Annotated in this window: 23 protein-coding genes; 1 reads left to right on the top strand and 22 read right to left on the bottom strand. The window is 55.4% G+C overall.

All coding sequences use genetic code 11. The features are described from left to right. Window positions 1-9: 9 nt before the first annotated feature. The 12 genes from bioB to AC3WQH_RS05460 all read right to left on the bottom strand — a co-directional run bounded on the left by bioB (window position 10) and on the right by AC3WQH_RS05460 (window position 13,522). On the bottom strand, window positions 10-1,005 hold the full coding sequence (bioB, locus tag AC3WQH_RS05515) for a biotin synthase BioB (RefSeq protein ID WP_290426047.1): 996 nt from the start codon (window positions 1,003-1,005) through the stop codon (window positions 10-12). Then, on the bottom strand, window positions 1,002-1,745 hold the full coding sequence (gene bioD / locus AC3WQH_RS05510) for a dethiobiotin synthase (protein WP_007786062.1): 744 nt from the start codon (window positions 1,743-1,745) through the stop codon (window positions 1,002-1,004). Before bioD ends, bioB begins: the two co-directional genes overlap by 4 nt. Then, complete coding sequence (gene bioA, locus AC3WQH_RS05505; RefSeq protein ID WP_197187436.1) at window positions 1,742-3,139, bottom strand: adenosylmethionine--8-amino-7-oxononanoate transaminase; 1,398 nt, start codon at window positions 3,137-3,139, stop codon at window positions 1,742-1,744. The genes bioD and bioA overlap by 4 nt, the downstream gene beginning before the upstream one ends. 126 nt (window positions 3,140-3,265) lie before the next feature. Beyond that, entirely contained in the window at window positions 3,266-6,430 is a 3,165-nt protein-coding gene (locus tag AC3WQH_RS05500; RefSeq protein ID WP_492331934.1) for a phosphodiester glycosidase family protein, read from the bottom strand. A 219-nt stretch (window positions 6,431-6,649) separates the two neighbouring features. Next, window positions 6,650-7,798 carry a non-hydrolyzing UDP-N-acetylglucosamine 2-epimerase gene (gene wecB / locus AC3WQH_RS05495; RefSeq protein ID WP_005827778.1) on the bottom strand — a complete coding sequence of 383 codons (1,149 nt, stop codon included), beginning with the start codon at window positions 7,796-7,798 and terminating at the stop codon, window positions 6,650-6,652. An 18-nt stretch (window positions 7,799-7,816) separates the two neighbouring features. Next, a complete protein-coding gene (gene upp, locus AC3WQH_RS05490) occupies window positions 7,817-8,446 on the bottom strand; it encodes a uracil phosphoribosyltransferase (RefSeq protein ID WP_005827780.1) in 630 nt (209 codons plus the stop codon). Between the two features lie 416 nt (window positions 8,447-8,862). Further along, window positions 8,863-10,113: a serine hydroxymethyltransferase gene (glyA, locus tag AC3WQH_RS05485; RefSeq protein ID WP_005827782.1), complete on the bottom strand. Its 1,251-nt coding sequence runs from the start codon at window positions 10,111-10,113 to the stop codon at window positions 8,863-8,865. Window positions 10,114-10,156: 43 nt separating this feature from the next. Continuing rightward, window positions 10,157-10,726, bottom strand: a complete 570-nt coding sequence (locus AC3WQH_RS05480) for a TIGR01440 family protein (RefSeq protein WP_007786072.1) — start codon at window positions 10,724-10,726, stop codon at window positions 10,157-10,159. Continuing rightward, window positions 10,727-11,182: a ribose 5-phosphate isomerase B gene (gene rpiB / locus AC3WQH_RS05475; protein WP_005827786.1), complete on the bottom strand. Its 456-nt coding sequence runs from the start codon at window positions 11,180-11,182 to the stop codon at window positions 10,727-10,729. It abuts the gene before it with no gap. 151 nt (window positions 11,183-11,333) lie between these two features. Then, on the bottom strand, window positions 11,334-11,792 hold the full coding sequence (locus tag AC3WQH_RS05470; protein WP_327920814.1) for a low molecular weight protein arginine phosphatase: 459 nt from the start codon (window positions 11,790-11,792) through the stop codon (window positions 11,334-11,336). Window positions 11,793-11,825: 33 nt separating this feature from the next. Beyond that, a complete protein-coding gene (locus AC3WQH_RS05465) occupies window positions 11,826-12,386 on the bottom strand; it encodes a manganese efflux pump MntP (RefSeq protein ID WP_005827789.1) in 561 nt (186 codons plus the stop codon). A 56-nt stretch (window positions 12,387-12,442) separates the two neighbouring features. Beyond that, complete coding sequence (locus tag AC3WQH_RS05460; protein ID WP_005827790.1) at window positions 12,443-13,522, bottom strand: L-threonylcarbamoyladenylate synthase; 1,080 nt, start codon at window positions 13,520-13,522, stop codon at window positions 12,443-12,445. Between the two features lie 231 nt (window positions 13,523-13,753). Here AC3WQH_RS05460 and AC3WQH_RS05455 point away from each other — a divergent pair, with 231 nt between their 5' ends. Beyond that, entirely contained in the window at window positions 13,754-14,548 is a 795-nt protein-coding gene (locus AC3WQH_RS05455; protein ID WP_005827791.1) for a DUF3298 and DUF4163 domain-containing protein, read from the top strand. A gap of 75 nt (window positions 14,549-14,623) precedes the next feature. On the opposite strand, the gene spoIIR is transcribed toward AC3WQH_RS05455, so the two are convergent. The 10 genes from spoIIR to rho form a co-directional block, all read right to left on the bottom strand. After that, window positions 14,624-15,466, bottom strand: coding sequence for a stage II sporulation protein R (gene spoIIR, locus AC3WQH_RS05450; protein WP_310670046.1), 843 nt, complete (start codon window positions 15,464-15,466; stop codon window positions 14,624-14,626). A 144-nt stretch (window positions 15,467-15,610) separates the two neighbouring features. After that, window positions 15,611-16,501 carry a peptide chain release factor N(5)-glutamine methyltransferase gene (gene prmC, locus AC3WQH_RS05445; RefSeq protein ID WP_310670047.1) on the bottom strand — a complete coding sequence of 297 codons (891 nt, stop codon included), beginning with the start codon at window positions 16,499-16,501 and terminating at the stop codon, window positions 15,611-15,613. Next, window positions 16,485-17,561, bottom strand: coding sequence for a peptide chain release factor 1 (prfA, locus tag AC3WQH_RS05440; protein WP_025843659.1), 1,077 nt, complete (start codon window positions 17,559-17,561; stop codon window positions 16,485-16,487). Before prfA ends, prmC begins: the two co-directional genes overlap by 17 nt. A 171-nt stretch (window positions 17,562-17,732) precedes the next feature. Further along, window positions 17,733-18,230, bottom strand: a complete 498-nt coding sequence (locus AC3WQH_RS05435; RefSeq protein ID WP_007786092.1) for a hypothetical protein — start codon at window positions 18,228-18,230, stop codon at window positions 17,733-17,735. A 94-nt stretch (window positions 18,231-18,324) separates the two neighbouring features. Next, window positions 18,325-18,900 carry a thymidine kinase gene (locus AC3WQH_RS05430; protein ID WP_005827801.1) on the bottom strand — a complete coding sequence of 192 codons (576 nt, stop codon included), beginning with the start codon at window positions 18,898-18,900 and terminating at the stop codon, window positions 18,325-18,327. Window positions 18,901-18,929: 29 nt separating this feature from the next. After that, on the bottom strand, window positions 18,930-19,271 hold the full coding sequence (locus tag AC3WQH_RS05425; protein WP_354005931.1) for an FAD-binding domain-containing protein: 342 nt from the start codon (window positions 19,269-19,271) through the stop codon (window positions 18,930-18,932). Window positions 19,272-19,466: 195 nt separating this feature from the next. Further along, on the bottom strand, window positions 19,467-19,667 hold the full coding sequence (gene rpmE, locus AC3WQH_RS05420) for a 50S ribosomal protein L31 (RefSeq protein ID WP_005827805.1): 201 nt from the start codon (window positions 19,665-19,667) through the stop codon (window positions 19,467-19,469). A 104-nt stretch (window positions 19,668-19,771) separates the two neighbouring features. Further along, on the bottom strand, window positions 19,772-21,037 hold the full coding sequence (locus AC3WQH_RS05415) for a radical SAM family protein (RefSeq protein WP_005827807.1): 1,266 nt from the start codon (window positions 21,035-21,037) through the stop codon (window positions 19,772-19,774). A gap of 70 nt (window positions 21,038-21,107) precedes the next feature. After that, complete coding sequence (locus tag AC3WQH_RS05410) at window positions 21,108-22,010, bottom strand: peptidoglycan DD-metalloendopeptidase family protein (protein WP_005827809.1); 903 nt, start codon at window positions 22,008-22,010, stop codon at window positions 21,108-21,110. A gap of 69 nt (window positions 22,011-22,079) precedes the next feature. Beyond that, window positions 22,080-23,360 carry a transcription termination factor Rho gene (gene rho / locus AC3WQH_RS05405; RefSeq protein ID WP_005827812.1) on the bottom strand — a complete coding sequence of 427 codons (1,281 nt, stop codon included), beginning with the start codon at window positions 23,358-23,360 and terminating at the stop codon, window positions 22,080-22,082. Between the last annotated feature and the right edge of the window lie 28 nt (window positions 23,361-23,388).

Genomic DNA, 23,388 nt, shown 5'->3' with positions numbered 1-23,388 from the left:
CCTCTTTACCTACAGCGCACATAGCTCGATCTCGAAGCCAAGGTCTTCGATCATTTTGTGATCGCTGGAAATCTCCTGGCCCGGCGTCGTCAAATAGTCGCCGACAAACAGCGAATTGGCCGCGTAGAGCGACAGCGGCTGCAAGCTGCGCAGATTCACCTCGCGTCCGCCTGCCACGCGAATTTCCTTGTCAGGGCAGACGAAGCGGAACAGCGCCAACACCTTCAGCGCCTTTTGCGCAGGCGTGCGGCCCTGGTTTTGCAGCGGAGTCCCCGGAATCGCATTCAAAAAGTTGACCGGGATCGAATCCGCATCCAGACTGCGCAAGGCAAATGCCATCTCGACGATCTCCTCGTCGCTCTCCCCCATGCCGACGATGACGCCAGAGCACGGTGACATCCCGGCTTTTTTCACCGTATCGACGGTTTCCACCCGCTGATCGTATGTATGGGTCGTCGTGATCGCCGAGTAATGGTTGCGGCTTGTGTTCAGGTTGTGGTTGTAGCGATGCACGCCCGCTTCCTTCAGCCGCTGTGCCTGCTCGTCGCTCAGGATGCCGAGACAAGCGCATATTTTCAGCGGCATTGTCTCGCGAATTTCTTTGACTGCTTCGATCACCTGGCCCAGCTCCTTTTCGGTCGGACCACGGCCGGAAGCGACGATACAGTACGTCCCTGCCTTCCGGTTCAGCGCTTCCCGCGCTCCTGCCAGCAGCGTGTCTTTGTCGAGCATGGTGTACTTGGCTACAGGAGCCGTGGAGACGATCGACTGCGAGCAGTACCCGCAATCTTCCGGGCACAGGCCGCTTTTGGCGTTCAGGATCATGTTCAGCTTGACCTTTTTCCCGAAAAAGTGCTTCCTGACCTGAAAAGCGGCGTGCAATAGCGGCAGCAGCTCATCGTCTGGCGCTTGCAAGATGCGCAACGCCTCCTCCTGCGTCAGCGCTTCCTTTTGCACAGCCTTCTCTGCATACTCGTTCCAGTTCACGGCAACCGTCTTGTTCATCCTTGTATCTCCCCTTTAATAGTTTGCTTTTTCAGCACACTCTCGACAGGCGACACGTTCACATGCGCCCTCACCGATTCAGCCAATTGCTGTTGGGTAAACGCTCCGCCCATGTACGGCAGCACTCCCCAGACAGACACATTTCCGTAACGCTCGATCATCGCGGCATTCGTGGCGATACTCTGGTCGGTCGCCGTTGCGGGGGCTGCTTCATTTAAAATCACGCCGGCCACCTCAAGCCCCCTGGAGCGCGCATACCAGACCGACAAGAGCGTGTGGTTAATCGTGCCAAGCCCTGCGCGGGCGACCAGCAACAGCGGCAGGTTCAGCCTGACGGCGAGGTCAATCATCATCTCCGTTTGCGTCAGAGGCACTGCCAGCCCGCCGGCCCCCTCTACCAGCAGCCAGTCGTGCTTCGCCATCAAGGAATGCCCGCCCGCAACCACTTCGTCGAGCGCGAGCGTCCTGCCCTCGGCTTGTGCTGCCAGCCAGGGCGTCAGCGGCGCGGAAAAAGCCAGAGGCGCAATTTCCTCGCACAAGTCCTCTACACCGCTCCAGGCCCGCAAGCGAAAAGCATCGCTCGTCTGCTCATGCGCCAACGCCCCGGATTGAACGGGCTTCCACACGCCGAGATCGCAGCCTCTCTCGCGCAACGCCGCCGCGATTCCAGCGGTGACGACAGTTTTGCCCACATCCGTATCCGTCCCGGCAACGAACAATCCTGCAAATGGCTTGGTCATCGCACTTCCTGCTCCTTTTGTTCCAGCGTGACCTCGCGGATGGATTCGGCCAAAATTTGCACCATTTCCGCAATCTCGCCCATTCTGGAGGCAAGCGGCGGGATGAAGACGATCACATTGCCCAGCGGTCTGGTCAGCAGCCCTTTTTCTCTCGCCCGCTGGCAGACGCGGACGCCGATGCGCTCGTTCCAGTGGTACGGCTCCTTCGTTTGCTTGTCCCGGACCAGCTCGATTCCTGCCATCAAGCCTTTTTGCCGGATATCGCCGACGTGCGGCTCTGCCTTTAGCGGCTGCAAAAGCTGCTTTAGACCGACCGCTTTTTCTGCCACCTGCTCGACCAGTCTTCGCTCCTCCATCAGCCGCAAGTTTTCCAGCGCTACGGCACAGCCGAGCGGATTCCCGGTAAACGAGTGGCCGTGGAAAAACGTCTTCTGTTCCTCGTAGTCCGCGTAAAAAGCGTCGTAGATGTTTTCGGTAACAAGCGTGGCGGCTACAGGCAAATAGCCTCCGGTCAGCCCTTTGGCAACGGCCATGATGTCTGGCACTACGCCGTCGTGCTCACAGGCGAACATTTTTCCCGTCCGTCCAAAGCCTGTCGCCACCTCATCCGCAATCAGCAACACGTCATGCGCGCGCAAAAGCTCGGCAATCCGTTTCAAACAGCCGTCCGGCATGACGATCATTCCGCTGGCTCCCTGGACGACAGGCTCGACAATCATGGCGGCAATCTCGCCTGCTTTTTGCTGCAGCAAGCTCTCCAACTGGCTCAAGGTTGCTTCCATGGCCGCCTGTTCGCCTCCATCCCGGTACGGATACGGGTAAGGGATGACGTGCGGAGAAAACAACAGTGGCTTGTAAACCTGATGGTACAGCGGGATTGCGCCCACGCTGGTCGCTCCGATCGTGTCGCCATGGTAGGCGTTGTTCATCGTGATAAACGAATGCTTGCCCGTCTGCCCGCGGTTTTGCCAATACTGGAACGCCATTTTCAGGGAGATTTCTACCGCAGTCGCGCCGTTGTCCGAGTAAAACACTTTGCTGAGTCCAGGCGGAGCGATTCGCACAAGCTGCTCGGCCAGCAGGATGGACGGCACGTTTGCCATTCCCAGCAGAGTCGAGTGCGCGATTTGCGATAGCTGCTCCATGATCGCCTGGTTCAGCTCGGGGACATTGTGGCCGTGAACGTTCAGCCATACGGAAGAAAAGCCGTCGTAATACGCCTTGCCATTGACGTCGATCAGCTTGACCCCTTCGCCTCTGGCAATAATCAAAGGCTCCTGCGCGTTGTAGTCTTTCATCTGCGTAAATGGATGCCACAAAAATTGCTTGTTCTTTTGCGCCAGCTCGTCATAGTCATAAGTATGTAACAACCAAATCACATCCTTGGTTAACATATATTTGTTAACTAAAATGTTAATTCTGTTTACCATTTTTGACAACGATTTTTTCTTTGGAGCGGGAAACAAAAAAAGACCACGCTCCCCCGTGATTGGAGAAGCATAGTCTTTGCTTTGTGCGCTTTATTTGGTTTGCTGCAAAATGCGATAGAGCGCCACGACACATACCGCGCGGGTCGTCGGCTTGTTCGGCTGGTATTTTCCGCTGACCGGATCAATCAGGCCGAGCCCAACCATGTTGGTGATGGACGAGGCAGCCCAGGACGGCCATGTTCCTTTGTCGGAAACCGTTTTGGCCGCTCCCTTTTTGTTTACCAGACGGTCCAGGATGACAGCCGCTTCTGCCCTCGTCACAGGTTGGTCCGGACGGAACGTCTTGTCCTCGTAGCCTTTTACCAGGCCTTTGGCAACGGCCACCTGGACCGCTCCCTGCGCATAGGCAGGCACCTTGTCCTTGAAGCTGAGCTTCGGCGAGTCGGGCAGCTCCCAGTGGAACGTACGTGCCAGCAAGGTGACGAATTGCGCTCTGGTAAGCGAAGTTTCCGGTCCGAACCTCGTTTCCGTCAATCCTTTGACGTAGCCGTTCTCGGCCATAAACATGATTTCCTTCTTGGCCGGGTGGTTGGCGATATCGGTGAACGCCGGGCTTCCCAGTCCTGCATTGTCCATGTAGTACGGAACGTATTTGCCGTAGCTGTTCACTTCATATACCCACTGCCCTTGCGCGTTCATGCTGCCCAGGAGCGGGTCGAGCGTCTGATTGACTTCGTTGACGTACAGAAGTCCGACTCCTTTTCCGGCAATCCACTTCTTCGGCACAAGCGTCAGCTTGATCGGGGAAGTCGAGATCGCATCGTCCGTGCCTGCCTTACGCTCTCCCGGCTTGATCGTGAACGAGTAGTCCGCAGGGACATACCCGGGCAGTTGCTGGTTGACGATCGAGTCGATTTCCACCAAAGCGCTGTCCAAAAACGGAGCGGTTTTCTCAAACGAGTAGGCAAGGTCAAGCTCCGCGCCCAGCGACGTGCTGCCCGGCAGCTCAGGCACGACAACCGCATTGCCCGGCTGGCCTGTCTGGTTTGGCAAAAGGAGCGAGAACTCGTCGAAGTACAGCGTTCCTTTGTCATGCGTAATGCCGTCGTTCGGCTGGTCGACTACGTAGATGCTCTTCAGCTTCAACGGATAGGCGGCGTTGCTCGGGAAGTAGCCTTTTACCTGCTTCCAGCCTGTCCAGTCGATTTCTTTGGCCAGATCGACGTAGACAGTTTTGCCGTTGGCATCGAGCACTTCTGCGCGCAGCCAATGTCTGCTGTTGTCCCCGTTTACCCACAAGCCGATTCCGAGCGGCTTGCCCGGGATGGCGACAGGCTGGGCGCCCAGCACGCCGTAAGAGATGCGCATGTTGTTCGCTGGCGCTCCGGAGAAGTTGTAGACGAGCTTCGCCGCTTTTTTCGTGCGGAACACCTGGTCCTGAACGAGCGCAAACGAGCCTGCCGAGCTGATGCTGCTCGGGTTGGCCGCGTGGTACATGCCGACCTGGTTGTCAAATGTCAGCCATGGCTGTTCGAATTGACCGACCGCAAACGGAACGGTTGTCGACACACCGTCATACGCAATCGTCAGGTGTCCATTTCCCGGTTCGCTTCCTGCTATCAACTGCAGCTTGTCGTTGACGGTAGCGACTGCGGAGTCTACGCTCGCTTTGACGCTGAGCGGCGTCGCCTGAATCGTCGCTCCTTTTTTCGTCTTGATTTTCACATCAAGCGTCACGGCTTGTCCCGGTGCGATCGTGACCGGATTCGGGGAGACGACGATTTGTTGGACTTCGCTGCCCGCAATGACGTGCACCTCTTTGTTTTGCGCCACGTTACCCAGGCGACCCGTCAGTGTAATCTGGCCGGAGCGGGCTGGCGTAAAGCGTTGTCCCTCTACTGTTCCTGCATCGGCTTGCGGGATTTCCCACGTGACGTTCGCCGGATTGATCGCGTATGGCTGGTAATGCGTGTCGTACCCTTTGGAGGCATTGAGCGTCACGGTTTGGCCGATGAGGATGTCCGCTGGCACGTCAATTTGGAATCCTCGCAATTCTCCTGGCGGAGCGGTGTTGTACACAGCAAGTCCGGTCGGCACGCGGCGTTCGGCACCGCCGCTCGGCTTGTTGGCGAGGTTGGCATGCGTCTCGCCCAGCATGCGCGCAGCCAATGTCGTAGAGCCGCCACCGTCAAAATTCACGGCACGGTAGGAGCCGAGCTCTGCCATGATTTTTGCCAGCTCGTCCAGGTAAACGCCTTTGCTGGCATCAATGGTGACCATGTACAGCGTCTTGCCATCCTGGGACACGCCCACTGCCGTGCGTGCATTGACAGAAGTGATCGACTTGTCCGCCTGGAACGACGTCAAAGCTTTGCCCTGATCCACGAGCAGCACGTTGCCCCCGACGGCTTGCTTCAGGTCGAGTGTTTGCGGAGTTGTTTGGTACTCGATGGTCGCTTTGGCGCCCACCGGGAAATTTTGTTTGAGGAAGGCCGCTGCCGCGCCGTGTCCCCACAAGACGTATCCGTTGTAAGGTATGTAGACTCCCGGTTGGTTGACGCGCACTTCCTTGGCGACGTTGTCCACGAACAAAATCTCGACGACGTCCTTGTAGCCCGGAATTGCGCCGAGACTGGTTTTGCCAAAGGAAGGCGTGTAGACGTTCAGTTGGTTCTGGTGGCTTTTGCGGCCGTCGCTCGGATTGTACTCTTCTTTGTTGACGCCTTGAATCGAGTAGACAGCCCCGTTCGGCGCGGTGACTTTTCCGCCAAACCCGAACTTGTCGATGATCGCGACCTTGTCCCCGGTCAGCCCCAGGCTATACCAGTACGAGATCAGCCCCATCGAGGAAATCAACTGCTCGTCCTTTATTACGATGCCAAACGGCGCGCCCCGCTTGGACATGTTGAAAAAGTCGGCGTTGATCGCCGCAACCGCGCCTGTTTCGCGCGCCATCTGGGTGACGGTCTGTCTTTCCGTCAGCTTGCCGGCGGTCCCGTAGACGGGCTTGACCTCCACGTACGGGTTGTTCAGGTCGACCTTGGTAACCATGATGGTCACGACCTGATTCGCAAACGATTTCGTATATTTGAGCAAAGTGGTCCCCTCGCCAATCGGGGTTTGCCACACCATATTCAATGCACTGGTTTCCGCCCTGGCGTGCGCGACATTCGTCGCAAGGGGCACAAACGGAACAAAAGCTCCCCAGGCCATCGTCGTAGCCGTGAGCAGCGTCACTATCCTTTGCGCTCTCATGTTGGTGACTCCTCTCCATTTTCCAAACTCTGTCTGTTCCCTATGTAAGTCGGTAACTATTCGTTAGACGCACCGAAGTAGTGGATAGTTTCGCCAATTTTGCAGATTCTCTTTTGGCAAAACAAACCAAATCGTCAGTCTGCCAAAACAGCAGAAAAACCCGTCCGGATGATAGCAGTCGATACCGGACGGGTCACTCTTGGCTGTATGGGCAAATGATTACTGCCCCGGCTTGAACGGCTCAGGACGCTCGGAACGCAATCCAAAATGATGCAGGATCGCTTCTACGATACGGCGGGAAGCCTCTCCGTCCCCATACGGATTCGCAGCGTGCGCCATTGCATCGTAGGCTGCCTGGTTGGTCAGCAGCTCGTGTGCCATCGCGTAAACTTGTTCTTCGTCTGTACCCGCCAGCTTGAGCGTACCGGCTTCGATCCCTTCTGGGCGCTCGGTTGTATCTCTGAGCACCAGAACAGGCACGCCAAGGGACGGCGCTTCTTCCTGGACTCCGCCGGAATCGGTCAGGATCAGGTGAGCACGGCGGGCGAAGTTGTGGAAATCGAGCGCATCAAGCGGTTCGATCAGTATAATGCGCTCGTGATCGCCCAAAATTTCCTGCGCTACTTCCTGCACAGCCGGGTTGAGATGGACCGGGTACACGACGGCAATCTCGGGATGCTCGTCCACCAGTCTTCTGACCGCACGGAAAATGCGGCGCATCGGCTCGCCCAGGTTTTCGCGGCGGTGGGCCGTCATCAGCACCAGTTTGTAGTCGCCTACACGGTCGAGCACCGGGTGTGTGTAATCTTCGCGCACTGTCGTTTTCAGCGCATCAATCGCGGTGTTTCCGGTTACGTAAATGCTTTCCTCCGGCTTCGCTTCCCGTCTGAGGTTGTCAGCAGACCCGTTTGTCGGGGAGAAGTGCAGGTCGGCCATCACGCCTGTCAGTTGGCGGTTCATCTCTTCCGGGAACGGCGAATACTTGTCCCATGTGCGCAGGCCCGCTTCCACATGGCCGATCGCTACCTGGTTGTAAAAAGCGGCCAGGCTCGCAACGAATGTAGTCGTCGTATCGCCATGCACCAAAACGATATCCGGCTTTACTTCCTTGATCGCCGCATCGAGACTTTGCAGGGCGCGCGTGGTCACATCAACGAGCGTCTGGCGGTCTTTCATAATGTTCAAGTCAATGTCCGGCGAAATATCGAAAATCCCCAACACCTGGTCGAGCATTTGGCGATGTTGGGCGGTCACGCAGACGACCGATTCGATTTGCCCGTTGTACTTTTTCAGCTCATGCACAAGGGGGGCCATCTTGATCGCTTCCGGACGCGTCCCGAATACCGTCATTACTTTTACTGTTTTCATCTGGAATACCCTCTCCGCCTACTTTGTGCCGTACAAGCGGTCGCCCGCATCGCCGAGGCCAGGCACAATGTATCCATGGTCATTTAAATATTCGTCAATGGCAGCTACGTAAATATCTACGTCCGGATGCTCGTCCTGCACCATTTTGATGCCTTCCGGAGCAGCAATCAGGCACATGAGCTTGAGATTTCTCGCTCCGCGTTTTTTCAACGCAGCAATCGCCGCGACAGCAGAACCGCCAGTCGCAAGCATCGGGTCAATCACGATCAGTTCGCGCTCGGCTACATCGGAAGGCAGCTTGACGTAGTACTCTACTGGCTGCAAGGTTTCCGGGTCACGATACAGTCCCACGTGGCCGACTTTTGCGGCCGGGATCAGCTTGAGCAGTCCGTCGACCATGCCAAGTCCTGCACGGAGGATCGGTACGAGTCCAACTTTTTTGCCGGCAATCACGTTAGACTTACAGGTGGCTACCGGGGTGTCGATGGTGGTTTCCTCAAGCGGCATGTCGCGGGTGATTTCGTAGCCCATCAAGGTTGCTACTTCGTCTACGAGTTCGCGAAATTCTTTGGTTCCTGTATTCTTGTCACGAATAAACGTCACTTTATGCTGAATCAGCGGATGGTCAAACACATATACACGGCTCATGTACGTTCCTCCGTTTCCCTATCAATGCATCTTTTCCATCATAGCGAAGGAGAGAGTCGCCGTCAATTTGTCTAATCTTCGTACTTTTTCTTTCTTTGTCTGGGAGGGGCTGTAGTGGGGAGAAGACGGTTTCCAGGCTAGGCTTCATTCTACGTCCCGCTGTGGGATTGACTGTCCGCTACGCGACGAAGCGCGGGGGAACGTAAAAGTGGTAGCCGCTTCGCAGTTTATTTAGGGTTACGTTCCTTTTTCCCGCGCTTCGTCGCTCCGCTGGGTCGGACTTCGCAAGTCGCGGCGCCTGGAAACCGTCTTCTCCGCGTGGCTGTTTGTCAGGAAAAAGACAGAAAGAAAGCCAAAAAACAGACCCGCGCGAGGTTGCTCACGGGGTCTGTCTGCTTGAGAAATTTTCTTGAAAATTAAATCGTCAAGCCTTCGTACATCGGGAAGCGTTGGCACAGCGCGGCTACGCGTTGGCGGGCTTCGTCGTGTTTGGCTGCGTCTTCCGGGTTTTTCAAGGTCAGCGCGATGATGGCTGCTACTTCTTTCATCGCTTCTTCGTCAAAGCCGCGGCTGGTGACGGCTGGGGTACCCATGCGGATACCGCTTGTGACGAATGGGCTTTGCGTATCGTAAGGGATGGTGTTTTTGTTGGTGGTGATGCTCACTTCGTCCAGGAGGTGCTCGGCTACTTTACCAGTCAGGCCGATTTTGCTTACGTCAACCAGTACGAGGTGGTTGTCGGTTCCGCCGGAGACGAGTGTCAGGCCTTCTGCTTGCAGCGCTTCCGCAAAGACGCGGGCGTTGTTCACGATGCGTTTTGCGTAGTCTTTGAAGTCAGGTTGCAGCGCTTCGCCAAAGGAAACGGCTTTTGCCGCGATCACGTGCATCAACGGACCGCCTTGCACGCCTGGGAACACGGATTTGTCGATCGCTTTTGCAAACTCTTCTTTGCAGAGGATCAGACCGCCGCGAGGGCCGCGCAATGTTTTGTGCGTAGTGGAGGTGACGAAGTGCGCGTGCGGAACCGGGTTTGGATGCAGGCCAGCCGCAACCAGACCAGCGATGTGCGCCATGTCTACCATGAAGTACGCGCCCACTTCGTCCGCGATTTCACGGAATTTGGCAAAATCAATCGTGCGCGGATAAGCACTTGCTCCCGCTACGATCAGCTTAGGCTTGTGCTCCAGAGCTTTTGCGCGCACATCCTCGTAGTTAATCAAGTGGGAGTCTTGATCTACGCCATACTCTACGAAGTTGTACAGCGTACCGGAGAAGTTCACAGGGCTTCCGTGCGTCAGGTGGCCGCCGTGGGACAGGTTCATCCCGAGTACAGTGTCGCCTGGCTGCAAAATGGTGAAGTAAACCGCCATGTTAGCTTGCGCGCCAGAGTGTGGCTGTACGTTCGCATGCTCGGCACCGAAGATTTCTTTTACGCGATCGCGCGCAATGTTTTCCACGATGTCGACGTATTCGCAACCGCCGTAGTAGCGACGGCCCGGATAGCCTTCTGCGTATTTGTTGGTCAGTACCGTTCCCATCGCTTCCATAACCGCACGGCTAACGAAGTTTTCGGATGCAATCAGCTCGATTTTGTCACGCTGTCTTCCCAGCTCCAGTTGAATGCCTTCCAATACTTGCGGGTCCTGTTTACGCAAAAATTCTAGCATGATTTATTCTCCTCCTTGAAAATGGGCTTGTCCCACATTCTTTTTAGGTACAGCTTTCATTTTGGGGTACAACTTCATAGACAGCTCGCGCGCCGCCGATCAGCTTGGGGCGAGTCCGCGCGGCTGTGACGTGCGCTTCTCCCACAGTCCGCTGCGAGGGGCGCACAGGCACGGCCACTTGCTTCAGGTGCATGCCAATCAACGTGTCGCCGATATCAATGCCAGCATGGGCGCGAATCTGCTCCACCACAACCGCATCGGCAAGCTGCGTAAAAGCGTGCGCAGCCATGGAGCCGCCAGCAGTCGGCACCGGAACGACCGAAACCTCTTCCAGCCCGTAGCGTTCCATAACTTCGCGCTCCAGCACCAGCGCTCTGTTCAAATGTTCGCAACATTGAAAGGCCACAGCAAAGCCGCGCTGCTCCTGCACAGTGCGGATGCCGCGATAAATGGCGGCGGCCACGTCCCGGCTGCCGGCTTTTCCAATGTGCTTGCCCAGCACTTCACTTGTACTGCACCCGATCACCATGACCTGTCCGGCCCGAAGCTCGGCCAGCCCGGCCACTTCCTCCACCAACTGACGAACCTCTTGTTCGATAGCGGATAGGTCCACTTACTTCACTCCCGCGTGCTTCGCTTCGATTTGCGTGATCTTTTCCACACGGCGCTCGTGGCGGCCGCCCTGGAACTCCGTCTCCAGCCAAATTTTCACGATATCCAACGCCAGGCCAGGGCCAATCACCCGCTCACCCATAGCCAAAACGTTCGTGTTGTTATGCTCGCGGGTAGCACGTGCAGAAAAGGTATCGTGCACCAGCGCACAGCGAATGCCAGGAACCTTGTTGGCTGCGATCGACATGCCGATGCCGGTTCCGCAAACCAGGATGCCCCGGTCGAACTCGCCTGCTGCCACTTTTTCCGCTACGGGCAAGGCGTAATCAGGGTAATCTACCGAATCCTCGCAAGAGCAACCGAAGTCTTCCGTCTGGATGTTCATGGAGGCGAGCAGAGTCTTGATTTCCTCTTTCAGCTTGTATCCACCGTGATCTGCAGCAATCGCCACTTTCATTCTGCCATCCCTCGCTTGTTTCATGATCTCACTCATTATACATCAAAAAGCCGTAAGTAAAAAGTGAACATTTAGGTTGATTGATTAAAAAATGTTCGTACTCTCACAAGAAACAAGGTCCTGGCTACCAACCAGCACCTCCTATGTCCCGTTATTTACGAAAACGAACTTCCATCAACCGCTCCAAAAGCCTGTCCAGCGACTCCTCGATTTCCTCGGCGCACCGGCGGTAATCCTCCAGCGCTCCGCCGAAAGGATCTGCAATATCCTGCAAGCCCTCCACTCCGGCAAACTCCTGCAGCGTATGCACCTTGTCTGCCGCCGCCGGAAAAAAAGTCAGGATGGCGTGCTTGTGATTGTTCGTCATCGTCAAAATGAGGTCTGACCACTCGATCAGCGCCTCATCCAGTTGGCTTGACTCGTGCGCATGCGAGATGCCCCGCTCCGCAAGCACCGCCTGGGCGTGTGCAGAAGCAGGCTGGCCTGCGTAGGCCGCCACTCCGGCCGAGCGTACTTCAAATTCTTGTCCGGCTGTCTTGGCGCGAAACATCGCCTCCGCCATCGGACTGCGGCAAGTATTTCCCGTGCAGACGAATAAGATTCGTTTCAATGATCGCCCCTCCTTTCTGTCAGCATCCGTCTCCTAGATGACAAACTTCAACCCGAAGCAAAACAAAATAAGCCCTCCTACTAATTCGCTGTAATCGCCCAACCATCCTCCCACGCTTCTGCCGAGCAAAAGCCCAAAATAGGACATGGCCGCCCCCATGATGCCGAACAGGGAGATCGCGAGAATTTTGTTTACTTCGATCAGACCAAATGAAAAACCGACCGTCAACGCGTCGAGACTGACGCTAAATGCAAACAGCAGCAGCCCGATTCCTCTTGTCTTCAAGACGCTTTTTTGATCGCCGTGAATCAGTCCGTTCCACAGCATATGCAAGCCGATCAGCATCAGGACTCCTCCGCCGATGAAAACGGCGATATCCCCAACCAAATCGGACAAATAAGCGCCGACAGCAATCCCGACGACAGGCATCATAATATGAAAAAGCCCAATAGTAATGCTCACTTTTACAATTTCCCGCAAGCGTATTCCAACCATGCCTACGCCGATCCCAAGCGAAAAGGCATCCATGCTCAAAGCAAAGGCAATAATGAGCAACGTCAAAAATTGCCCCCACTGAAACAACACCTGGTCCAAGCCGCCTCCCCCCCCGTCTCTTCACCTTATGCGGACAAGGAGGAGTTTAGACTGTTTTAGACGGACAGGATACGTCCGCCCGCCGCTTTCTCCAGACGGTTCATCACGGCCATGCCCAAGCCTTCGCGTGAAAAAGTTTCCCCGACAATGAACTGAACGCGCTGATGGTCAAACTCGCGCAACACTGCGTAAAGCTGCTGGGCGACTTTCTCCAGATCGTGCCGGGAGCCTACGGACAAGACGACGTCCACCGCCGCCTGTTCCTGCCAGTAAGCAGCCGACTCTTCTGTCGCCAGCACCCCGGTTTTTTGCCCATGCCGTTTTGCTTCGGCGAGCAACTCCGCCATTTTCGCGCGAACCTGTGCTTCGTCGCCTGTCACCAGCCACATTTCCCCCTCAGGGGCGTAATGCGTATATTTCATCCCTGGCGCACGCGGCGTCTCTACCGCGCCCACCTGAAAAGAAGGATCGAGCTCGACTGGGCCAATCACGCGTTCCATCTGCTCGCGGGTAATGCCTCCAGGCCGCAGGATGACAGGCGGGTCGACCGTCACGTCAACTACCGTCGACTCGACACCGACTCCGGTAGCTCCGCCATCCACAATCCCCGCTACCCGTCCGTCCAGATCGGCAAACACGTGTGCAGCCGTGGTCGGACTCGGACGACCGGAGCGATTCGCACTGGGAGCTGCGATCGGCACGCCCGCTTCCTTGATAAGTGCGAGAGCGATCGGATGGTCCGGCATGCGCACCCCGACTGAATCCAGCCCTGCCGTCACCAGCGATGCGACCTGATCGTTTTTCGGCAGGATGATCGTCAACGGCCCCGGCCAAAATGCGTCCATCAGCTTCTGGCCTTTTTCCGGGACGGTGCCTGCGACTGTGGACAACTGCTCCCGTTCTCCGATATGCACAATCAGCGGATTATCGCTCGGTCTGCCTTTCGCTGCAAATATTTTCTCCACTGCTGCATCAGACAATGCATTCGCGCCCAGGCCGTACACCGTCTCTGTTGGAAAAGCGACCGCTTCCCCGGCGCGCAGCAAACGGGCTGCATCCACAATCTGTGTACAACTAGGGATGTTTTCCACATCGTTATCCACAGACCACACCTTTGTCACTAAATTGATTTCCATCGTAAAAAAATCCTTTCTCTAGCTCGTTTCTTTTGTAATAAGTGCCTTTAGTATAGATGTGCATCCAGAAGTTTTCAACAGGCTGTGGGTAACTTGTGAATAACTTTTGGAAAAGTGTTGGGAAAAGTCTTTGTTACCAATTCTTAACATCATCCGTCAAAACGATGTAGTAGAATAAGTCCATACAAGCGAGGAACATTTTCCCTTAGATCGAAAGGATCGTGAATGAATATGACATTGTTGAAATCCTTTACTTCCAGCCTGCTCGGCACAGCCGTATTGCTGACCGCCGCTACTGCACCCGTCCTGGCAGCTTCTCCTGCCGCGACAGCCAAGCCTGTGCCTGCCGTACAAGCGCAAAAGCCGAAAGCAGCCGGAGTGGTGTTCACCCCGAAAACTTTGACCGTCAAATCAAAAGAGTTCGAGGGCAAGGTGACGATCCCGGTCATTAGCGGGTTGAAGGATAAAGCTTTTGAAGCCAAATTGAACGCCGACCTGCTCAAGCAAGCACAGACAGGTCTTGCCGAAGGCCAAAAAGCAGGCAAGCAAGATGCGGCAGAAGCGAAAAAATACGGCTGGGAGCCGCGGCCGCACGCACTCGATATTTCCTATGAAGTACACCAGGCTGGCAAGCTCGTGTCTTTCTCCATCCAGTCGTACATCTATACTGGCGGAGCGCACGGCATGACCGACGTCACCTACTACACGATCGACAACCAGGCCAAAGCGAAAACGCTCAAGCTCGCCGACCTGTTCCAGTCCGGCTACGACTACCGCAGCATTATCAACCAGCTCATCAGCCAGCAGATCAAAGCACAAACAGCAGCGGACGGCTACAATCCGTACAGCTTTGAGAGCATTACAGACGACCAGAGCTTCTCGTTTGAAAACGGCAATCTCGTCATTCATTTCGGACAGTACGAAATTGCCCCATACGCAGCAGGAATGCCTGCCTTCACCATCCCTGCCCATCGCTTCCACAGCTTGCTGAAGCCGGAAATTCTCGCTGCCCTGACTCAGAAGTAAGCCGTTTTTCAATCCAAAACGACACCTGCGCCATGACAGCGGGGTGTCGTTTTTTTACGGAAAGACTTTAAAGGCTCAGGAGAACCAGCTTTCGAGCTTTTCCCACAGGTAGAAGCGCACCTCTACTTGCGGCGCAGGGGCTGCCGGCTCGCTCATCCCTTGCCCCTCGATCTGCTCGTTTCCTTCCTCTTTTGTTTCATCGTCTACGGCCACTGCATGTTCCGCCCGGGAAACGCTCGCAGCCTGATCGTTACGGTCCGCAGCGTCTTCTCTTTCCAGACGCTCTTGCCGCCATTCTTGCCATTCCTTGCGCTCTGCGACTTCCTGGTCGAGCTTCAATACGGAAGCTGCGGAAGTCGGCTCCGGATTCATCACTGGCCGAAGCTGCTCTGTCCCGGTCTCCGCTGTTGGTTCTGCCGCCTGTACGGCATCTCCGTTTGCCATGTCGATAAAGCAGAGCGGAGGAAACAGTACGCACCACCAGTTTTGCCCTTTCGCCTCGCCGATTTGCACCCGCAGCGCCTCGTAGTTGCCAGCCGGATACACATAAGAGCCGTACAGCTTTGTCGGAAAAGGCACTTGCCCGAAATCGACGACTGCTTTATAGGAAAAGCCGCGTTCGCGGATCGTTTTATCCACAACCTCTTGCAAAACAGGCAACTGGGACTCGACCATTTGCTCTGCTTCCTCAAACGACTTGATGTCTTCCGCCCACGTGTTCATCTGGGCGATCAGCGCATCGCGCACTTCACGCTTCAGCCACTGGTCCTGAACAGAGTCGCTGTTGGCGATAATGCGCAGACGAATTGATTCCTGAGGGATCGGCCCATTATCGAGTACATTGGCCGAAGTAAGCTGTCCCTCCCAGCACATCATAAGCATAAACAAACTGAACGCGATCAACAGCATCCGTTTCATATCAAACCGTCTCCCTCTCTACTGAGTCTTTCGAGCCTTTTCTCTTCTCTCTATAGCCTCAGTATGGACAAGGAGCCGAAAATCCAAACCTCAAAGCACAAACATTCATACAATTTTAGCAAAAAAGGCGAGACGCCCGGGCCATTACCGCCTTTCGCCGATAACGACCCGCTCGATTCCCGCCAAATCCGGCACGATCTGCACCTGCTCGATTACGCCAGATGCCTGCAGCAACGTCGCCACATCCTGCGCCTGATGGATGCCTACCTCGAAAGCGACGACTGCTTTGTCCTTGAGCAGAGCTGGCAGCGCCTCGCACAAGCGGCGATAGCAATCCAGCCCGTCGTCGCCTCCGTCCAGCGCCAGACGCGGTTCATGCAGGCGAACCTCTTCGTCCAGCTCGTCCACATCCCGGCTCGGAATATACGGGGGATTGGAGACGAGAATATCTACCTTCTCCCCGGCTGCAAGCAACGGCTGCACCAGGTCGCCTTGCAAAAAGCGCACGGAGGCACCCAGACGCTCTGCGTTTTCCCGCGCGACCGCTGTCGCATCCGGCGATAAATCGACGGTCGTCACCTGCCAGTGCGGCTTCTCCAGAGCAAGCGTGATGCAGATGGCCCCGCTGCCTGTCCCGATATCCGCCACGGCGAGCGCTTCGCTTTCCGGCCAAATAGCCGCTGCCGCAGCCAGCACCTGCTCGACGAGTATTTCTGTCTCCGGCCGAGGGATCAGGACTCCGGGCCGCACCGTGAAGGCGCGTCCGAAAAACTCCTGCTCGCCAAACATGTACTGCAGCGGCTCGTGCCTGCTGCGGCGCTGGCACAGCTCGTCCAGCTTCGCCAGTGTCTCTGCGGCGATCGGCTCTGCCATCGAGATCAAATAGCGCGTGCGGTCCCAGCCCAGGCAGTGGCGAATCATCAGCTCCGCTTCGAACAGCGGGTCCTTTGCCCCTTTTTCCCGCAAAAAGGAAGAAGCCCGTACCTGGGCTTCTCGAATCGTCGTGACATCAGACCAATCAAGCTGAGTGTGCATGGCTTTTCAGAAGCTCCGTCTGTTCATGCAAAATCAGGTTGTCGATCACTTCATCCAGTTCGCCTTCCAGCACCGATTCCAGACGGTGCAAGGTCAGACCGATGCGGTGGTCGGTCACGCGGCTTTGCGGATAGTTGTACGTGCGGATGCGCTCGCTGCGGTCGCCGGTACCCACCAGGCTTTTGCGCGTAGCATCTGCTTCCGCGTTTTGTTGTTGCATGTAGTAGTCGTACAGACGCGCGCGGAGTACGCGCAACGCCTTGTCTTTGTTGGAGTGCTGGGATTTCTCATCCTGACAGGACACCATGATCCCTGTCGGAATGTGCGTTACGCGAACGGCAGACTTGGTCGTATTGACGCTCTGTCCGCCAGCGCCGCTGGAGCAGAACGTATCAATGCGAATGTCTTTTTCGTGAACTTCCACTTCCACATCTTCTGCCTCTGGCAGTACCAGTACGGTAGCCGTAGACGTGTGGATGCGTCCGCCGGATTCTGTCGCCGGAATGCGTTGTACGCGGTGCGCACCGCTCTCGAACTTCATTTTGCTGTAGGCGCCGCGGCCGGACAGCGAGAAGACGATTTCCTTGTAGCCGCCGATGTCTGTCGGGCTTGCTTCCAGCACTTCGATTTTAAAGCCGTGACGCTCGGCAAAACGGGTGTACATGCGGAACAAAACAGCCGCAAACAGAGCCGCTTCATCGCCGCCTGCTGCACCGCGCACCTCCACGATCACGTTTTTCTCGTCGTTTGGATCTTTTGGCAGCAGAAGAATTTTCAGGCGTTCTTCCAACTGCTCCTTGCGCCCAGTCAATTCGCTGATTTCAAGCTTGACCATTTCACGCATTTCATCGTCCAGCTTTTCTTCCAGCATGGCTTTGGCATCATCCATTTGACTCACAACTGATTTATATTCACGGTAGGTCGTCACTGTTTCTTCCAACGAAGCCTGTTCCTTGGACAGCTCACGCAAGCGTTTTGTATCGCTGATGACGTCGGGGTCACATAGGAGATTCGTTACTTCTTCAAAACGCTCTTCAACTGCGGATAAGCGTGCAAACATTGTACTTCACCCCATCGCAAAGAATACTAAGAAACGATTATAACAGATAAATTATAGGAGGAAAGCGAAAATAAGTCAAAGCGCATTATTTCAATGGAAATTTGTTCTTTTTTCGATGCGAAACAGGCCCGGCAATGCCGAGCCTTGTCATACCAGTTCTTGCGTCGCCTGTCAACGGTGAAAGCCTTCATTGGAGGTGACGTGGAAGTCATAGCGCGGAATTTTTTGCTGGAGAAGCGCAATTACCTCCTGCTCCACCGCTCGCGCCTGACTCGCCGTAATGTTATGCACAAGGTCAAGAGTAACATATGCATTGCCGCCATTCAGTGTGATGCGGGCGTCCTCGACGCCTTTTACGGACTTGGCCATCATCTCCATGTTGTTCATGTCGATTTGCGTATTGCGCACATTGGATTGGCCGATGATGACGTTTGGATTTTGATTGCGCCCCATCAGCGAATCACGATCGGCCGCAGGCGGAGCAGGACGATGGAGAATATCCCCGCTGCGCTCGCCTCTGATCGCCGCCGGATACTGCCCATCCATCGCCTGTGTATTGGTCCCTTTCTCCTGAGTCGCGTTCCGGCCACACCCGACAGTCAAGGCAGAGGAAAGCACGAGGATGCCCAGCACTGTCAGCGCGCTTTTTCCCAAAGGCTTCATTCGCACGAAAAAGCCACCTCCTGTTTTGCTTAGTCTGCGCAGTGCCTTTCAGGCTCATGCACACCTGCAGCCAGGGGTGGCTTTTTCCTGCTGATTTTCGTCAGCGATTTGCCGGGGGATGGTAGTAATGCTTGCGACAGACGCTGCTGTACGTGTCGTTGCCAGCAATTTCAATCGTCTCTCCGGTGTAGACAGGTTGTCCGTTTTTGAATTTGAGAATATGCGTCGCTTTTTTGTTGCAGTACACGCACACTGTTTTGATCTCTTCGACTTTGTCCGCTTCACAGAGCAAGGCGGCGCTGCCGGGGAAAAGCTCGTTCTTGAAGTTTTTCAGCAAGCCGTAGACGATGACGGGAATGCCCAACTGATCGACAATCGCCACGAGCTGATCCACGTGATGGCGGCTGATGAACTGCGCCTCGTCGACCAGCACACAGTGCGGCTTTACCGTCTCGGCTGCGACTATTTCGTACAAATTCGTCTCTTCGCTGATCGGAATTGCCTCTCTGCTGATGCCTACCCGCGAAGCCACTTTTCCCACCCCATACCGATCATCGACGGCTGGCGTGAACACCACTACTTTTTTGCCGGATTGCTCGTAGTTGTGAGCGACTGTCAGCAACTGAATAGATTTGGAGGCATTCATTGCCCCGTAACGAAAATATAATTGTGCCACGTCTCTATCTCCCTTTGCCTAAAGCTGATTCATTTTCGCGTCATGGCGTAGCGGTCTTTTGCCTCTTGAAACAAAGACATAGCCAGCTTCCGTCTGCTCGCATGATCGACGCGCGGAACGGGATAGTCAATTCCTAGCCTGCATCCCGCTTTTTCCTGCACATGCTCAGGCATCTCCCAAGGCTTATGGATATATTGTAGAGGGACTTGCCGCAGAACGGGAAGATATTTTTTGACAAAGGTTCCGTCCGGATCGAATTTTTCCCCTTGCGAAACCGGATTGAAAATGCGGAAGTACGGCTGCGGGTCCGTCCCGGTAGAGGCGCTCCATTGCCAGACGCCGCAATCATCCGCAACCGATTGTGCATCCAGCCCGTTTCGTTCAACTGCTTCATCGCGGCATCGACAATCGGATAGCCCGTCTCGCGAGCGAGCTGGCAGAGCACGTCAGCCGGATTCCCCCGATGGCCGTCATCGTTTGCCCCCTTGCTGCCCGAGATGATTTTTGCTCCAGAAAAAGACAAAACCAGGCAGATCGCTCTACCTGGTTGCTCCAATCCCGTCTGATTAGGACAGATTGTATTTGCGTTTGAAACGGTCTACACGGCCGCCAGCATCCACGAATTTTTGTTTTCCAGTGAAGAAAGGATGGCAGTTGGAGCAGATCTCCACTTTCAGCGCTTGTTTCACGGAACCGGATTCAAATTCGTTACCGCATGCACATGTAACGGTTACTACATTGTACTTAGGATGAATACCTTGTTTCATCTCGCTACACCTCTTTCCGCCCTGAATCGTTTGCCGAAACAGAGTTATATAAACACATACAAGATAGTAGCATGCTGTCAGCCGAAATGCAACAGGTTGACCGCTCAGGCCATGTTTTTCCTGCGGCGCAGCTCTGCCGGCGGAATGTGCGTAAACGACCCGATCACGACATCCGGCAGCTCTTGCTGATAGATTTCAATCGCCTGCTTCATGCCGAAGACTTCGCCCTGCGCTTTTGGAATCATCGCCAGATAGCTTTCCGGATCAATGTTCAGGTTGCGCATCTGAATCAGCTTGATACCTGTGCGGCGGATGAAGTTAATCATCGCTTCCATTTCTTCTTCGCGGTCAAAAACACCCGGGAAGCACAAGTAGTTGATCGAGGTGTACACGCCCTTGGAGGCCGCGTATTCCGCAGATCGCGCTACGTTTTCCAGCGTGTAGTTGCGCGGGCGGTAGTAGGCGTTGTAATGCTCGTCAATCGCGCTGATGATGCTGACGCGCATCAAGTCCAGCCCCGCGTCGACGATCCCTTTGATATGGTCGGTCAAGCCTGCGTTTGTATTGATGTTGATAAAGCCCATGTCGGTCGTCGCTCGCACGCGGCGCATCGCCGGAACGATGATCCCGGCCATGGTCGAAGGCTCGCCTTCACAGCCCTGGCCGAAGCTGATAATGCTCTCCGGCGTCTGCAAATGGTGCAGCATGACCTCTACCAGCTCGTCCTCTGTCGGCTTGAAATTCATCCGCGTCTGCGGAGACGGGAAGCCGCTGTCGTCTGGTTGCTCGGAAATACAGCCGTAGCAACCGGCATTACAGGTATAGGAAACAGGCAGGCTGCCTTCCCAGCGGTGGAAAAAGTTGTTGGAGGCCGTCAGACACTCGTACTCCAGCGCACAGTGCGACAGGTGATGCAAAATCCGGTTGTTCGGGAACAGCTCCAACGTCTTTTCCACTCGCTGCCGCAACTCATCCATCGGGAAGTTCAGCGGGTCCCATTTGTAAATGTCGTCGCTCGCTCTGCCTGCTACCCAAAAACGGTCGTCTTTCCATACGACTGCCGAATACCCGAACAGCGGCAGCTTGCTCTCCCTGTTTGTTTTCACATAACCCGGGAGCAAAAGTCGGGTAATCCCTTGCGGAACGAGCGCCCCGACCGCCGTACAGCCGTCCAGCTTAATCATTTCGCCCGTCTCCGGGTCCATTCCGATCGGTACTGTATCCGGCAGGCTGACCAGCGTCGCCCCTTCCGGCAGCGGGATCAGCTCTTCCTCGAGAATTTCTGTCAATATATCGCCGTTGCGCGCCACCGCGAACAAGCCCGGGTGGTCGTAAACATTGCCCTTTTCATCTGCGTACACTAAATACATGGGAAAATCGCCTCGCTTCTTTGCTTTGCCCATTGTAACGCATTGAAAAAGCAATGTAAATTGTGAAGGGTTACCTGCCGAGGTACGGGAGCGGGTTGACCGGCACATCGTCCTGCCTGACTTCAAAATGCAGGTGATACCCGGTGGAATCGCCTGTCTGGCCCATGTATCCGAGGACGTCGCCCGCTTCTACGCTCTGGCCGGGCGTGACCAAAATCGTGCGCATATGGGCATAAAAGGTTTGCAGGCCGTCTCCGTGGTCCAGTACGACCATCCGCCCGTATCCGGAGCGGTTGGCGCCCGCTTCGACCACCTTCCCTGCTTTCGCGGCCAAAATCGGCGTTTTGGCCTCCTGCTCGTTCCACAAATCCACGCCTTTATGCACCTTGCCCCAGCGTGTTCCGAAGCCGCTTGTAATCGTCGCTCCCTCTACAGGCCAATCCATTCGGCCGCGAATCCGCGCCACCACTTGCCTGCTTGCCGCCTGGGTAGTGTTTCGCTTTTGCTGCAGCTCTTCTGCCTGCATCGGCGGCCCTCCGGCAACAGGGATGTACACAACCTGTCCCACATACAGGTTGTCCGACAGCCATTTTAAAAGCGGGTTGCGTTCCAGCAGCAGCTCACGGCTGACTCCGTACCTTCTCGCTATGTAATCGAGCGTCTCTCCGCGCTTCACCATATGTGTCACTTCGTCTTTGGTAATAATCAGCTTCATCCCGACAGAAAGCAGATGCGGATTGCTGATTTTGTTCATCTCCACCAGCTTTTTCAGCGTAAGGCCGTAGCGTTCGGCAATTCCGGAAAGAGTGTCGCCCTGGCGCACTGCGTACACCATCGTATTGCTTTTGGCAGCAGGCGCTTGCTTTGTCAAACTCGCGTACGGATTGAACGCTTGAAACAACGCTTGCTCCACGACAGCCTTTTTCGCTTCCGTCTGGCTCTCGATGGGCACAGGAACCTGCACGTACTCCACTGACTCTCTCCTCCCTCTCTTCCAACTCTCCTTACGGTATGCAAAACAGGCAAAAAAAATGACGGCGAGTCATGAACTCACCGTCGTGCCAGCCGTTTTCCCCCGGCCTTGCTGCTTGCTTTCCAGGGTCTGCAAAAATTCTTCGTTTGTTTTCGTGTCCGCCAGCTTTTTGATAAACGAATCGACAAACTCGTTCGTTTCGTTCATGTTTTTGCGGATCATCCACAGCTTATCCAGCTCTTCTTTGGACAGCAGCAATTCTTCGCGGCGCGTTCCCGAACGGCGAATGTCGATCGCCGGGAAGATACGGCGCTCTGCCAGCTTGCGGTCCAGATGAAGCTCCATGTTGCCCGTTCCCTTGAACTCCTCGTAGATCACATCGTCCATGCGCGATCCGGTCTCGACCAGAGCCGTCGCGAGAATCGTCAGGCTACCGCCCTCTTCGATGTTGCGCGCCGAACCGAAAAAGCGCTTAGGACGGTGGAACGCCGCCGGATCAATACCGCCAGACAACGTCCGGCCGCTCGGCGGGATCACCAGGTTGTAGGCGCGAGCGAGACGGGTAATCGAATCGAGCAGGATGACGACATCCTTTTTGTGCTCAACCAGACGCTTTGCCCGCTCCAATACAAGCTCCGCCACCTTGATGTGATTCTCCGGCAACTCGTCAAACGTAGAGGCGACCACCTCGCCTTTGACAGAACGCTGCATATCCGTAACCTCTTCCGGACGCTCGTCGATGAGCAGCACAAACAGATGAATATCCGGTCGGCTTTCCGTAATACTGTTGGCGATTTCTTTCAGGAGCATGGTTTTGCCCGCTTTTGGCGGAGCGACAATCAATCCACGCTGACCCAGCCCAACAGGGGCAAGAAGGTCCATCAGGCGGGTGGAAACACGCTCGGGCGCGGTCTCCAGCACTAGCTTGGTTTGAGGATATAGCGGTGTTAAGGCGGGGAAATGAAGACGCTCTGAAGCAGTCTCCGGGTCTTCTCCGTTCACTGCTTCTACTTGCAACAGTCCAAAATAGCGCTCGTTTTCTTTTGGCGGCCTAGCCTTGCCCGACACCACATCCCCCATGCGCAGATCAAAACGGCGAATCTGCGACTGGGAGATGTAGATGTCTTCCGAGCTGGGGAGATAGTTGATCGGTCGGAGGAAGCCGTAGCCCTCCGGCAAGATTTCCAGCACCCCTTCCATAAACATCAGGCCATCCCGCTCCGCTCGTGCCCGAAGGATTGCGAAGATCAATTCCTTCTTCTTCAGTTGGGAGTAATACGGGATATGGTACTCCTTGGCCAGCTTATAGAGATCGGTCAGTTTCTTCTCTTCGAGTTCAGAAAGTAACATACATCCACCACTCTTTATTTACTCTTGG

This window comes from Brevibacillus sp. FW301-21C12A (genome assembly GCF_058788915.1).
The sequence above is the reverse complement of the archived record's forward strand: the minus strand, read 5'-3'. Positions and strand labels throughout refer to the sequence as shown.

What these genes read in the sequence shown, in the direction of transcription:
- upp (WP_005827780.1), bottom strand. Translation starts at nt 8,446, where the DNA reads ATGAGCCGTGTATATGTGTTTGACCATCCGCTGATTCAGCATAAAGTG.
- rpiB (WP_005827786.1), bottom strand. Translation starts at nt 11,182, where the DNA reads ATGAAAGTGGCGATTGCTGCAGATCACGGTGGATACAAGCTGAAAGAG.
- rpmE (WP_005827805.1), bottom strand. Translation starts at nt 19,667, where the DNA reads ATGAAACAAGGTATTCATCCTAAGTACAATGTAGTAACCGTTACATGT.
- prfA (WP_025843659.1), bottom strand. Translation starts at nt 17,561, where the DNA reads ATGTTTGCACGCTTATCCGCAGTTGAAGAGCGTTTTGAAGAAGTAACG.
- AC3WQH_RS05460 (WP_005827790.1), bottom strand. Translation starts at nt 13,522, where the DNA reads ATGGAAATCAATTTAGTGACAAAGGTGTGGTCTGTGGATAACGATGTG.
- bioB (WP_290426047.1), bottom strand. Translation starts at nt 1,005, where the DNA reads ATGAACAAGACGGTTGCCGTGAACTGGAACGAGTATGCAGAGAAGGCT.
- rho (WP_005827812.1), bottom strand. Translation starts at nt 23,360, where the DNA reads ATGTTACTTTCTGAACTCGAAGAGAAGAAACTGACCGATCTCTATAAG.
- AC3WQH_RS05455 (WP_005827791.1), top strand. Translation starts at nt 13,754, where the DNA reads ATGACATTGTTGAAATCCTTTACTTCCAGCCTGCTCGGCACAGCCGTA.
- bioA (WP_197187436.1), bottom strand. Translation starts at nt 3,139, where the DNA reads ATGTTAACCAAGGATGTGATTTGGTTGTTACATACTTATGACTATGAC.
- prmC (WP_310670047.1), bottom strand. Translation starts at nt 16,501, where the DNA reads ATGCACACTCAGCTTGATTGGTCTGATGTCACGACGATTCGAGAAGCC.
- AC3WQH_RS05500 (WP_492331934.1), bottom strand. Translation starts at nt 6,430, where the DNA reads ATGAGAGCGCAAAGGATAGTGACGCTGCTCACGGCTACGACGATGGCC.
- spoIIR (WP_310670046.1), bottom strand. Translation starts at nt 15,466, where the DNA reads ATGAAACGGATGCTGTTGATCGCGTTCAGTTTGTTTATGCTTATGATG.
- AC3WQH_RS05415 (WP_005827807.1), bottom strand. Translation starts at nt 21,037, where the DNA reads ATGTATTTAGTGTACGCAGATGAAAAGGGCAATGTTTACGACCACCCG.
- wecB (WP_005827778.1), bottom strand. Translation starts at nt 7,798, where the DNA reads ATGAAAACAGTAAAAGTAATGACGGTATTCGGGACGCGTCCGGAAGCG.
- bioD (WP_007786062.1), bottom strand. Translation starts at nt 1,745, where the DNA reads ATGACCAAGCCATTTGCAGGATTGTTCGTTGCCGGGACGGATACGGAT.
- glyA (WP_005827782.1), bottom strand. Translation starts at nt 10,113, where the DNA reads ATGCTAGAATTTTTGCGTAAACAGGACCCGCAAGTATTGGAAGGCATT.